We start from the raw sequence: 12,753 nt of genomic DNA, 5'->3' as shown, positions 1-12,753 counted from the left end.
CTCCTCGCAACCGGGCCGTTCACCCGATTCCTGAGAGTCGGCTGGGAGACCGTTCAGCTACGGGCGTACACCTCGGGCTTGAGTACTCCCACGTAGGGCACCTCGCGGTAGCGCTCCGAGAAGTCCAGGCCGTAGCCGACCACGAACTCGCTCGGGATGTCGAAGCCGACGTACTTGGTCGGCACGGGCACCTTGATGGCGTCGGGCTTGCGGAACAGCGCCACCACCTCGACGCTCTCCGGCGACCGGGACCGCAGGTACTTCATCAGCCAGGACAGCGTCAGGCCGGAGTCGACGATGTCCTCGACGATGACCACGTGCCGGCCCGCGATGTCGCGGTCCAGGTCCTTGAGGATGCGCACCACCCCGGAGGACGTGGTGCCGGAGCCGTACGACGAGACGGCCATGAACTCCATCTCGCAAGGGGGACCCTGCCGGCCCAGCGCACGCGCGAAGTCCGCCATGAACATGACCGCGCCCTTGAGCACGCAGACCAGGAGCACGCCACCCTCGGCGTCCGCGTAATCGGCGGCGACCTGCTTGGCCAGCTCTTCGGTCTTCTCGCGGATCTGTTCCTCGGAGATGATCACGCGGTCGATGTCGGCGTCGTACCAGGAGCCGTCTGCCATGCGCCTAGCCTGCCGTATGCGGCGAGCGATCCGCCCCCGGGGGCAGCGGTCGGTGCCCGGACAAGCGCTGGTTATGGGGCGAATTCGCCCCGGACGACCGGGTCATCGCCACCCTCAGTGACAACTGTCACAGATCAGTCCGCATGAGGTCACCCGCTCGGCGTGCCACGTGGATCCCGCCCGGCAACGCGGCCGGTCCCTGGCCGTGCCAGCCGGTGACGAGCGCGTCGAGGGCCGCCACGTGCCGGTGGGACAGGGCCGTTCCCGGCGCCCCCAGCTCCCGCGCCCAGGCGTGCAGCACCCGGCCCCGGATCGCCTCCGGCAGCGCGTGCAGGACGGCCACGGACAGCCCGTGGGCCGAGCGTGCCGAACTCAGGGCCTCGGCGGCGACGGCGTCCAGGTAGGCGACGTCGGCGGCGACCAGGGACGCCGTACGGGCCAGGTTGGCCACCACCGCCGGGCCGAGGGTGGTCACCAGGGCCGGCAACGCGTCGGCGCGCACCCGCGAACGGGCGTACGCGTCATCGGTGTTGTGGGGGTCGTCCCAGGTCGACAGGCCCAGCGCGGCGCAGGCCTTGCGCGTGTCGGCACGTGGGACGTCCAGCAGCGGGCGGAGGAAGATCCCGCGGCGGTACGGCATCCCGGCCACCCCGCGCGGCCCGGCGCCCCGGGCCAGCGCCAGGAGCACGGTCTCGGCCTGGTCGTCGCGGGTGTGACCGAGCAGCACGGCCGCCGCACCGGTTCGCTCCGCCACGGAGGAAAGAGCCTCATATCTGGCCTCGCGCGCGGCCGCCTCCGGTCCGCCGGGCCGCCCACCGACCGTCACGGTCGCCACCTCGACCGGCGCCAGCCCCGCCGACCGCGCCCACGCGGCCACGGCGGAAGCCCGCGCGGCCGAGCCCTCCTGGAGCTGGTGGTCAACCGTGACGAGGCCGACCGGCACGCCCGACCGCGGCCCGATGAACGCCGCCGCGGCCGCCAGCGCCAGCGAGTCGGCGCCGCCGGAACACGCGACGAGCACCGGCCCGCGCAGTGCGCTGAGCGCCGCCCGGACCGCCGAGCGGACGGTCGCCACCGGCGGCGGGATGCGCGCCATGACGCTCGTTACGAGGCGAGACCGACCGGGCCGTGCACCCGGGCCACCCACGCGTCGGGGTCGCCCAGCTCCTCGAGCCGGGGCAGGGTCAGCGGCGAGCTGAAGATCTTGTTGAAGCCGGTCATCCCGACCCGCTCCACGACGCCGTGCACGAACTTGCGGCCCTCCGCGTACTGGCGCATCTTGACCTCGATGCCCAGCAGCCGGCGGATGGCCTTCTCGAGCGGGTTGCCGCTCTCGCGGCGCTGGTTGAACTTGGCGCGGATGGCGTCCACGGACGGGATGACCTCGGGTCCCACGCCGTCCATGACGAACTCGGCGTGCCCCTCCAGCAGCGTCATGAGGGCGGTGAGGCGGTCGAGCACGGCCTTCTGCGCCGGCGTCTGCACGATGTCGAGCACCGAGGAGCGGCTGTCGGGGTCGCGCAGCGCGTCGGACAGCGTGGCCACGCCGCGGCGCATGCGCTCGAGGATGTGCTCGCCGCTCTGCGAGGCGTCGACGAACGCCTGGACCTCGCCGAGGAAGTAGCCGCGCATCCACGGCACGGCCTGGAACTGGGTGAGGTGGGTGACCTCGTGCAGGCACACCCAGAGCCGGAAGTCGCGCGGGTCGGCGCCCAGCTTGCGCTCCACCTCGACGATGTTCGGGGCGTTGAGCAGCAGCTGCCCCGGCTCGGCGGAGAAGACTTCGTACTGGCCGAGGACCCGGCCGGACAGGTACGCCAGCACGGTGCCGGCCTGCACGCCGGTGACCCGGGAGCCGATCGCGTCGGTGAGCGCGCCGGGCTGCCGATCCCCGGAGAGGCGGCTGACCAGCGGAATGATGACTTCCTTGAGGCCGGCGATGTTCACCGCGGCCCAGTCCTTGCGGTCCACGACCCGCACCGGCGGACCCTCGACCTGCGGGGTCAGCCCCGTGTACGCGGCGACGTGGCTGCGCGCCTCGTCGGTGAGCTCGCGCAGCTGGGCGACCACCTGCATGGCTTCCTCGTAGGACACCGCGGGGCCGGATTTCGACAGCGCGCCCGCGGTGGCGGCGGCCAGATCCCAGTCAACGAACTGCGCCATGCTGACCACCGTACCCGCGGATGACCAGCCGCCCACCCCGAGAAAACCCCTACTGGCAGCCGCAGGTCACCAGCTTGGCTGCGATCTTGTCGAGGGCCTGGCGGGCCGCGCCGGACGCGCCGGTGGCATCCGCCATGATCGCGAAGACCAGCAGCCGGCCGTCCCGGGTGACCACCTCGCCCGCGATCGTGTTGACCCCGGTGAGCGAGCCGGTCTTGGCGCGGACCAGCCCCTGGCCCACCCGGTTGGGGGCGGGCGTGGCGAACCGCGTCCGCAGCGTGCCCGACCATCCGGCCACCGGCAGGCCGCCGAAAAGGCTACTCAGCTCCGGGTGCTTGCCGGCGGCGGCCAGCGTGAGCACGTCGGTGAGCAGCTTCGGGCTGATGCCGTTGTGGCGGGACAGGCCGCTGGCGTCGTACAGGTTGGCCTCGTCGGCCGGCAGCCCGAGCTCGGCGAGCTTGGCGACCATGGCCTTGGCGGCGCCGTCGAACGAGGCTTCCTCGCCCGCGGCGAGCGCGACCTGGCGGCCCATGGCCTCGGCGATCACGTTGTCGCTCTGCTGCAGCATCCAGTCGATGACGTGCACCAGCGGCGGCGACTCCACCTTGCCGAGCTCGGTTCCCGGCGCCGCCGCGGTGGTGGGCGCGGAGGAAGCCGCCTGCGCGGGGGCGGCCGGCGCGGTGCCCCGGGTCACCGCACCGGTCGGGACACCCAGCCGCCGGGCGAACGCCTTGCCGGCCGCCAGCGCCGGGTCGCTGAACCGCGGGTCGCCGCCGAACTCGTTGTGCACCGGCTCGATGCGCCCGGCGTTGGTCATCAGCGCCTGGATCCGGGCGACCTGGCCGCCGCCGATGACGTCGCCGTCCCAGCCGACGGCGGTCTCCTTGCCCGCGTACAGGGAGGTGTCGATCACGACCTTGGCCGGCTTGGTGCCGCCGAGAGCCTTCTTGACCTGGGCGGCGAGCTTGTCGAGCCGGGCCGCGCCCGGGAACTGGCCGTCGGCGTCGACCGACAGCGTGGGATCGCCGCCGCCCACGAGCACGACCTCGCCCGGCGCGTTCCCGGCCACGGCCCGGGTGGTGAGCCGGTAGGCGGGACCGCGCGCGGCCAGCACGGTCGCGGCGGTCAGGACCTTCGTGGTGGAGGCGGGCGTGGTCATCGTGTCGGCGTTGCGCTCGTACAGGGAGGTGCCGGTCGCCGCGTCCACCACGGAGACGTTCACCTGCGGGCCCAGCGCGGGTGCGGTCACCAGCGGCCCGATCGCCGCCTTGACGCCCTCGGCCGTCGGGGCGGTGCCGTCGGTGGGCGCGGCGAGCAGCACGGGCGTCGGCGTGGGGTCGGGCGCCGGGGTGCCCGGGGGCGGGGTCGTGGGAGCGGACGACAGCCAGCCGTCCACCGGCCCCGGCCGCACGACCAGCGTCACCGCCAGCAGCACGATCAGAACCAGGACCGACAGACCCGGAAGAAGGAAGGTACGCCGCGAGCGCCGGGTTGCCGGCTCCGCCGCTGGCGCACCCCCGCTCGGCGGTGCCGCGGCGCCGCGAACGGGACCGCCGGGCTCATCCGCGGGTCCGGCCGGGGGCTGGTGCGGCGGGGAAGGCTGGGCTCGTTGTGCGTCATTCACGGGAACGGACGCCCTGCCGTACGTGTGACCGGTCGGCCGGGGGGCAATCGGCACACTGGTGGCCGGATCTGGTCGCCTTACCGCAAAACCGTCGTCCTTCTGCTGCGACACGCCGTCGTACTCAGGAGTGTTCTGTGAATCTTGCCTCCCCACGCGCCCCTCCTCCGTACATGGCGTCAGACTTAGGGGAGACTACTGACATCCGGCACACCGGCGCGCACGGATCCTGAGGGGCTTGAGGGGCGGCCCCCGCTCCGTCGCCGGGCACCAGCCGGTCTTCAGCCGGGGCGAACAAGGGAGCGAACGATGGATTTCGACGTTTTGGTTGAGATCCCCAAGGGCCAGCGGAACAAGTACGAGGTCGATCACAAGACCGGCCGCATCCGGCTCGACCGGACGCTCTTCACCGCGACGCAGTACCCGGCCGACTACGGGTACATCGAGGGCACTCTCGGGCAGGACGGCGACCCGTTGGACGCCCTCGTGCTCATCCAGGAGCCGACGTTCCCGGGCTGCCTCGTGCGCGCCCGCGCGATCGGCATGTACCGGATGACCGACGAGAAGGGCCGCGACGACAAGGTCCTCTGCGTGCCCTACGAGGACCCGCGGCAGGAGCACCTGCGCGACATCCACCACCTCGGCGAGTTCGACCGGATGGAGATCCAGCACTTCTTCACGGTCTACAAGGACCTGGAGCCGGGCAAGTCGGTCGAGGGCGCGACGTGGGTCGGCCGGGTGGAGGCCGAGGACGAGATCCGGGCGTCCTTCAAGCGGGCCGAGGCCGCCGAGCACCACGACGACGAGCACTGACGGCATTCCGACACAGAAAAGACGGCCGAGCCCGCGCTCGGCCGTCTTTTGCGTTCCTCAGATGCTGATGTTGCTCACGAGGCCGTAGAGGCCGACCACCGAGCACGCCACCGGGATCACCGAGATCACCGCGAGGCTGTCCAGGAGATCCGCCGCACGCCCCAGGTACGGCGACGGGGCCCGCCGCGACCACGTGGCGCCTGCGGCCACCGTGGCCATCGCCAGCAGCAGCCCGACCACGCTCAAAGCGAGCAGCATCGTCGCGCCCGCGCCCCACAGCAGGTCGATCCCGAGGGTGAACAGGCCGAACAGGCCCGCGGCGATCAGCGGGAGGCGCTGGCGCAGCGTCACGAACAGCCGCGACCGCAGCAGCAGCGCGGCGATCGCCAGCCCCATGAGGATCCGGGCCGCGAGGCCGCCGGACGAGGCCAGCACCACGAACGCGGCCGCCGCCAGCGCGGCGTGCCCGATCAGCATGCCGGTGAGCAGCTCCTCCGTACGGCTCACGGCGGCGAAGACCCGCGCGCGGTCGGGGAGCTCACGGGCCGCGTCGAGGGCCGTGTTCCGGGCGCCGGTGAAGCCCTGCTCGGCGTCGCTGCCCGTGGGCAGGCTCACCGGCGGGGTGGGCATCTTGCCGAACCGGATGGCCAGTAGCGGGATCACCCCGATGCCGCACACGAGGACCGAGATGAGCACCGCGGCGGCGCCCGCGGCCGAGGTGACGAAGCCGACCAGCGCCGTGAGCGCGCCGAGCAGGCCGGCGGTCACGCCCGCGGCGAAGATCCGCAGCGAGGCCGCCACGCCGACGCCGCCCAGGGCCGCCACCAGCAGCAACGCCACCGAGCCGGCCAGCAGCTCCGGGCCACCCAGCCAGGGCAGCATCGGGAAGACCCCGGCCCGGTCCGCGGCGCCGGAGCTCACCAGCACGGCGCCGCCCGCGAACGCGTACGGCAGTGCGAGGCCGCCCAGGGCCGCTCCGGCGCGCGCGTCCCCGTACGCCCGGGAAGCGGTGATGCCCGCGAGCGAGAGCAGCAGTCCCACGCCGAGGCCGACGTAGGCCGCGCCGTCCCACCCGGGACCGGCCGTGAGCACGGCGATCAGCCCCAGCGAGAGCAACACCGCCGCGCCGGCCAGCGTCGCCGTGCGGGTGGAGGACGGCGACCAGATCGTGCCCCGCCGCCGTGCGCCCTCGGCGATCGCCTCGACGACGTCGTCGTACTCCAGCTCCGGCCATTGCTCGCGGGCCGGGACGAGGTGCAGCACCTCGCCGTCGCGGACGCCCTGCGAGAAGAGTCCCTGCGCGGTGGCCAGCGCCACGCCGTCGGTGCGGCGCAGCACCCAGCCGCCGTGCTTCTCGCCGTCGTCGGCCAGCCCCTCGCCCGCGTGCCGCAGGACCTCCGGCAGCAACTCGGCGAGCGGGACGTGCTCGGGCAGCGCCACATCGACGCGGCGCGACGGCGCGCTGATGGTGACCCGGGCCAACCCGACGCTCATGCCTTATTTCCCATCGATAATGGTGAGCCTTCAGTCGAACCTTAGGGTGGGGGGCGGGGCGGTCGGACGGGAGGCTGCGGAACGCAGGGGACTTTACCTATCCTGAGCCCTGCGCGGTGACCGGTCGGTCGTGCCGCGGACGGGGCAGCCGCCACCGGCCTCAGTGGACGAATTGGGTCAAAGGCCGATGAAAGCCACGATCCGTTCCTCTTGTGGGCAGCGGGTGGGGCGGCTGGAAGGGAAAGGGACAGTTCTTCATGAGCACGGTGGTGATCAAGCGGGCCGCGCGTCGCCCGGCGCCCGAGATCCCGACCGGCGAGCTCGCGGTCGATCCGCCGCCCGAGATCCCGCAGGCGGTCGGTGGCCGCTGGCAGCAGGCGTTCATGGTGCTGCCCATGCTCGGCGGGTCCGTCGCCATGGCCATGATGATGGGCCGGGGCAGCGGCGGCTCGATGTCCTATGTGATCGGTGGCCTCTTCGGCGTCTCGTCCCTGGCCATGCTCGCCACCTCGTTCGGCAGCGGCGGCTCGCCCAAGAAGGCCGAAATGATGGCGGCCCGGCGCGAGTACCTGCGGCACCTCGCCAGCCTGCGCCGCCGGGTCCGCGACACCGCCACCAAGCAGCGCACCGGCCTCTACTACCGGCACCCCGACCCCACCCAGCTGTGGTCCACCGCGGGCAGCTACCGCGTGTGGGAGCGCCGGTCCGCCGACCCCGACTTCGGCGTCGTACGCCTGGCCGTCGGCCCGCAGACGCTGGCCACGCCGCTGATCCCGCCGGTGACCCGGCCGCTCGAGGACCTCGAGCCGATGACCGCCGGGGCCCTGCGCCGGTTCCTGGACGCGTACTCGGTCGTGCCGGATCTGCCGGTCGCCGTGTCGCTGCGCGGCTTCGCCCGGGTCTTCATGCGCGGCAACGGCGCCGGCGCGGAGGCCGACGCCCGCGCCCTGACCCGGGCGGTGCTCGCCCAGCTCGCCGTCTTCCACGCCCCCGACGACCTGATCATCGCCGTCTGCGCCGGGCCGGAACGCCGGGCCGCGTGGGAGTGGGTCAAGTGGCTCCCGCACAACCTGCACCCGTCCCGCACCGACCGGCTCGGCCAGGTGCGCCTGGTCGCCAGCGCCGGCCCCGACCTGGAGAAGCTGCTCGAGGACGTGATCGGCAACCGGCCGCGGTTCAACCCGGCCGGGGTGAGCACCAGCGGCCCGCACGTCGTGATCGTGCTCGACGGCGCCGACCTCAAGGGCGCCACGCAGCTCGACGACGGCATCGACGGCGTCACCGTGCTCGACCTCGACGACGTACCGCCGCGGCTGCTCGACCGGTCGCTGCTGGTGCTGGAGGTCAAGGCCGCCGGCGGCCGGCGCGAGCTGCACACGTACGCGATGGACCACGCCGCCGAGGTCGGCACCCCCGACCGGCTCAGCGAGGCGGAGGCCGAGGCGGTCGCGCGCCGCCTCGCGCCGCTGCGGCTCGCCGCGATGTCGAAGTCGGCCGACACCCCGCTGGCCACCGAGATGGGCCTCGCCGAGCTGCTCAACCTCGGCGACCCGGAGTCGTTCAGCGTCGCCCGGGCCTGGTTGCCCCGGCCCAACCGCGACAAGCTTCGCGTGCCGATCGGCCTCGGCGCCGACGGCTCCGCGATCGAACTCGACCTCAAGGAGTCCGCGCAGGACGGCATGGGCCCGCACGGCCTGCTGATCGGCGCCACCGGCTCCGGCAAGTCGGAACTGCTGCGCACGCTCGTGCTCGCCCTCGCCGCCACGCATTCGTCGGAGACGCTCAACTTCGTCCTCGTCGACTTCAAGGGCGGCGCGACGTTCTCCTCCCTCGACCGGCTGCCGCACACCGCCGCCGTCATCACCAACCTCGCCGACGAGCTCCCCCTCGTCGACCGCATGGTGGACGCGATCGACGGCGAGCTGATCCGCCGCCAGGAGCTGCTGCGCAAGGCGGGCAACTACGCGAGCCTGCGCGACTACGAGAAGGCCCGGGCCGGCGGTGCCGCCCTGCCGCCGCTGCCGTCCCTGCTGGTGGTCTGCGACGAGTTCTCCGAGCTGCTCTCCGCCAAGCCCGACTTCATCGACCTGTTCGTCCAGATCGGACGGCTGGGCCGCTCGCTCGGCGTGCACCTGCTGCTCGCCAGCCAGCGGCTCGAGGAGGGGCGGCTGCGCGGGCTCGACACCCACCTGTCGTACCGGATCGGCCTGCGGACCTTCTCCGCCCTGGAGTCGCGCGCCGTGCTGGGCGTGCCGGACGCGTACGAGCTGCCCCGCTCGCCCGGTCACGGCTACCTCAAGTTCGGCACCGAGCCGCTCGTACGCTTCAAGGCCGCGTACGTGTCAGGGGTCTTCCGAAAAGCCGGCAGCGGCGGTCCCGGCGCCACCCGCGACGGCGCCGCGCCGCAGATCCTGTCCTACTCCACCCACTACGTGCCGGCGCCCAAACCGGTCAAGCCCGTGCAGCCCAAGCCGGAGGACACCCAGACCGGCGACAGCCTGCTGGACGTGATGGTCGACCGGCTCAACGGCCAGGGGCCGCCCGCGCACCAGGTGTGGCTGCCGCCGCTCAACACGTCGGCGACCCTCGACGAGCTGCTCGGCCCGGTCATCGCCGATCCCGCCCGCGGCCTGGCCTTCGCCAACCCCGAGCTGCACGGCGCGCTGCAGGTGCCGATCGCGCTGATCGACAAGCCGCGCGAGCAGTTGCGCGACGTCATGTGGCTGCAGCTGGGCGGTAGCGCGGGTCACGTGGCGGTCGTCGGCGGCGCCCAGTCCGGCAAGTCGACGGCGCTGCGCTCACTCGTCTGCGGTCTGGCGCTGACCCACACCCCCGCCGAGGTGCAGATCTACTGCCTCGACTTCGGCGGCGGCTCGCTCACCACGCTGCGGGACCTGCCGCACGTCGGCGGCGTCTACCAGCGACTCGACGCGGTGGGTGTCCGGCGTACGGTCGGCGAGGTCTCCACGCTGCTCGCCGAGCGGGAGCGGCTCTTCGGCGAGCTCGGCGTCGACTCGATGGCCTCGTACCGGCGGCGGCGTGCGGCCCAGGCCGGGCTGGGCACCGGCGCCGACAACGACCCGTTCGGCGACGTGTTCCTCGTGATCGACGGCTGGACCACGCTGCGCAAGGACTACGAGGAACTCGAGGGCGTGATCACCGACATCGCGACCCGGGGCCTGTCGTACGGCATCCACGTGGTCAGCAGCGCCCCGCGCTGGATGGACTACCGCCCGGCGATCCGCGACCTGTTCGGCTCCAAGGTGGAGCTGCGCCTCGGCGACCCCACCGACTCCTCGATCAACCGGCGGCAGGCGATCAACGTGCCGGAGAAGCCCGGCCGTGGCCTCGTCGAGCACCCGACCGACAAGAACAAGGCCCTGCACTTCCTGACCGTACGGCCGGAGCTGACCAACGCCGAGTCCGCCGAGCTCGTCAAGATGATCGCGACCAACTGGACCGGACCGGTCGCGCCGCGGGTGCGGTTGCTGCCGCCGTCCCTGCCGTACGCGGACATCGACCTGGACCGCTCGACCGGCCTGCGCCTGCCGATCGGCATCGCGGAGTCCGACCTGCAGCCCGTCGAGATCGACTTCGCGAGCGACCCGCACTTCCTGCTCTTCGGCGACGCCGAGTGCGGCAAGTCGTCGTTCCTGCGGGCCCTGGCCACGACGATCACCCGGCGGTTCCAGCCCACCGAGGCGCGGATCATCCTGGTCGACTACCGGCGCAGCCTCATGGACCTGCCGGAGAGCGACCACCGCATCGGGTACGGCATCCAGGCCCAGAAGACGCTGGAGCTGATGGAGTCCGTCGCCGGGTACATGGAACGCCGCCTGCCCGGCCCCGACGTGACCGCGCAACAACTGCGGGAACGCTCGTGGTGGAACGGCCCCGAGCTGTTCGTGCTGGTCGACGACTACGACCTGATCGCCTCCGCGCCGACGAACCCGCTGCAGCCGATCCTCGAGTACCTCCCGCAGGCGCGCGACGTGGGCCTCCACCTGATCGTCACGCGTCGCGCCGGCGGTGCCAGCCGGGCCATGTACGACCCGGTGATCCAGCGGCTGCGCGAGCTGTCCTCACCGGGCCTGGTGATGAGCGGCCCGTCAGACGAAGGAGCGCTCATCGGCCCCGTCCGCCCCACCCTCATGCCGCCTGGACGTGGCCGCCTTGTCACGCGTCGTGAGGGCGTACGGCTCATCCAGCTGTCCCATCTGCCCCCGTTCTGAGGCGCCACCAGCACAGACGTACCGGCCGTGCGATCGGTATCCACAGACCCGAGCATCGAGGAGCCTATTCGGAGTAATCTCCCACCATCGACCGTCCCGCATCAGAATGGCACCGTGTTCGTGAGAGCTGGCCGTCCGTGAGAGCTGAGAGCGAAGCACCGCCCGTGTCCCGCCGACCCCGGCGCGGCCTCCTCGCGCCGTGCCTGGTCCGCGGCGGTGCGCGTTGGTGAGACTTGCCGTACGCGTCGCTGCGGCATGCGTTGCCGCCGGCCTGACCGCCGCTCCCGCTCTCGCCTTCCCGGCCTCCCCCGCTTCCGCGGCCTCTTCCGCAGGGGTCGGGGCGCTTGCCGGGCCGGTCACCGCTCCCGAACCGCTGCTCGGCGACTCCGTCCGCTCCGAGCAGTGGCACCTCAAGACGCTGAACGTCGCCGGCGCCTGGACGTACTCGACCGGCGAGGGCGTCACCGTCGCCGTGATCGACTCCGGCGTCGACGCCGACCACCCCGACCTGCGCGGCCAGGTGCTCAAGGGCCTCGACCTGGTCGACCCGCAGGGCGACGGCGACACCGACCTCGTCGGGCACGGCACCACGGTCTCCGCGATCATCGCCGGCCGCAACGACGACACGGACGGCGTGGTCGGCATCGCCCCCAGGGCGAAGATCCTCCCCGTGCGCGTGCTGGACCGCGAGAACAAGTACGACGACGCGATGATCGTCGCCCGCGGCGTGCGCTGGGCGGTCGACAAGGGCGCCCGCGTGATCAATCTGTCCCTCGGCGGCAACGGCAGCAGCCCGGCCCTCGCCGCCGCCCTCGACTACGCGTTCGCCAAGGACGTGGTCGTGGTCGCCTGCACCGGCAACGCCGGCTCGTCCACGTCGTCGGGAGTCTGGTACCCGGCCCGCGAACCCGGCGTGATCGCGGTCGCCGGCATGGAGAAGGACGGCGACGTCCTCTGGTCCGGCTCGATCACGGGCAAGGAAACGGTCGTCACGGCCCCCGCCACCGAGCTGTACGGCGCCAGCCCGGACGGCTACTGGCGCGTCCAGGGCACCAGCTTCGCGGCCCCGATGGTCTCCGCCACGGCAGCCCTGGTCCGCTCCCGCTGGCCCACGATGTCGGCGGGCGAGGTGGTCAACCGGATCATCCGTACCGCCAAGGACCGCGGCCCGGCCGGCCGCGACAACGAGTACGGCTTCGGCATGGTCGACCCGACCGGCGCGCTGACCGCCGAGGTCCCCACGGTCCTCCGCAACCCCCTGGACACGACGGCCTCCCCGGGCATCTCCCGCTTCGGCAGCGCCCCGACGTCGGGACAGGCGCAATCGGCCCCGAACACCACCGGCAGAAACCGCGCACCGCAGGCGCCCGGCTCCAACGCCGGAGCCGCCATAGCCAACGGCGACGCAGGGTCGGCGAAGCCGACGCACGTGTGGTGGGCGGCGGCAACATTGTTCCTGGTGTCGGTGCTGGCAACGATCCTGACAATCCGCCGCTTCGCCCACATCACCTGACCCGCCTCGGCTGCCGGGAGCCGGAAGTCGGCGGCGGCTCTGAGGTCCGCCGCAGCGCCGACATCACCTGACGCCCCTCGGCAGCTCCCGGGAGCCGGCGGATCTGGTGGCCCGCCAAGCGCAATCGACCAAGCCAACCCCGTCGGCCGGCTCGGCCGACTCAGGTAGCCCGGCCGACTCGGTTGCTCACCCGGCCCGAGCGACCCGAGCGGCCCGGCTCAGGCGGCCCGGGCGGCTCAAGCGGCCCGAGCGACTCAACCGGACCGAGCGACTCAACCGGCCCAGGCG

General features: G+C 72.7%; 8 protein-coding genes. 3 read left to right on the top strand and 5 right to left on the bottom strand.

What is annotated here, in order from left to right; genetic code table 11:
• Positions 1–53: 53 nt before the first annotated feature.
• From hpt to dacB, 4 genes are all read right to left on the bottom strand, one after another.
• A complete protein-coding gene (gene hpt / locus COUCH_RS02545) occupies positions 54–629 on the bottom strand; it encodes a hypoxanthine phosphoribosyltransferase (RefSeq protein ID WP_199510209.1) in 576 nt (191 codons plus the stop codon).
• A 127-nt stretch (positions 630–756) separates the two neighbouring features.
• The gene (gene tilS / locus COUCH_RS02540) at positions 757–1,725 is read right to left on the bottom strand and encodes a tRNA lysidine(34) synthetase TilS (protein ID WP_249610498.1); all 969 of its coding nucleotides are present in this window, start codon (positions 1,723–1,725) and stop codon (positions 757–759) included.
• 8 nt (positions 1,726–1,733) lie between these two features.
• A complete protein-coding gene (locus COUCH_RS02535) occupies positions 1,734–2,792 on the bottom strand; it encodes a zinc-dependent metalloprotease (protein WP_249610497.1) in 1,059 nt (352 codons plus the stop codon).
• Between the two features lie 49 nt (positions 2,793–2,841).
• Positions 2,842–4,227 (bottom strand): D-alanyl-D-alanine carboxypeptidase/D-alanyl-D-alanine endopeptidase, encoded by a 1,386-nt coding sequence (dacB, locus tag COUCH_RS02530; RefSeq protein ID WP_249610496.1) that lies wholly within the window; start codon positions 4,225–4,227, stop codon positions 2,842–2,844.
• Positions 4,228–4,722: 495 nt separating this feature from the next.
• Here dacB and COUCH_RS02525 point away from each other — a divergent pair, with 495 nt between their 5' ends.
• A complete protein-coding gene (locus tag COUCH_RS02525; RefSeq protein WP_249610495.1) occupies positions 4,723–5,226 on the top strand; it encodes an inorganic diphosphatase in 504 nt (167 codons plus the stop codon).
• Between the two features lie 57 nt (positions 5,227–5,283).
• Here COUCH_RS02525 and eccD read toward each other — a convergent pair whose 3' ends face one another.
• Positions 5,284–6,720, bottom strand: coding sequence for a type VII secretion integral membrane protein EccD (gene eccD / locus COUCH_RS02520; protein ID WP_249610494.1), 1,437 nt, complete (start codon positions 6,718–6,720; stop codon positions 5,284–5,286).
• 257 nt (positions 6,721–6,977) lie between these two features.
• On the opposite strand from eccD, the gene eccCa reads away from it, so the two are divergent.
• A complete protein-coding gene (gene eccCa / locus COUCH_RS02515; RefSeq protein WP_249610493.1) occupies positions 6,978–10,952 on the top strand; it encodes a type VII secretion protein EccCa in 3,975 nt (1,324 codons plus the stop codon).
• Positions 10,953–11,178: 226 nt separating this feature from the next.
• Entirely contained in the window at positions 11,179–12,465 is a 1,287-nt protein-coding gene (gene mycP / locus COUCH_RS02510) for a type VII secretion-associated serine protease mycosin (protein ID WP_430640870.1), read from the top strand.
• Positions 12,466–12,753: the final 288 nt, after the last annotated feature.

The organism is Couchioplanes caeruleus, assembly GCF_023499255.1.
Classification (GTDB): Bacteria; Actinomycetota; Actinomycetes; order Mycobacteriales; family Micromonosporaceae; genus Actinoplanes; species Actinoplanes caeruleus_A.
The sequence above is the reverse complement of the archived record's forward strand: the minus strand, read 5'-3'. Positions and strand labels throughout refer to the sequence as shown.

Coding starts and splice junctions, on each gene's coding strand:
- hpt (WP_199510209.1), bottom strand. CDS start 629: ATGGCAGACGGCTCCTGGTACGACGCCGACATCGACCGCGTGATCATC.
- tilS (WP_249610498.1), bottom strand. CDS start 1,725: ATGGCGCGCATCCCGCCGCCGGTGGCGACCGTCCGCTCGGCGGTCCGG.
- COUCH_RS02535 (WP_249610497.1), bottom strand. CDS start 2,792: ATGGCGCAGTTCGTTGACTGGGATCTGGCCGCCGCCACCGCGGGCGCG.
- COUCH_RS02525 (WP_249610495.1), top strand. CDS start 4,723: ATGGATTTCGACGTTTTGGTTGAGATCCCCAAGGGCCAGCGGAACAAG.
- eccD (WP_249610494.1), bottom strand. CDS start 6,720: ATGAGCGTCGGGTTGGCCCGGGTCACCATCAGCGCGCCGTCGCGCCGC.
- eccCa (WP_249610493.1), top strand. CDS start 6,978: ATGAGCACGGTGGTGATCAAGCGGGCCGCGCGTCGCCCGGCGCCCGAG.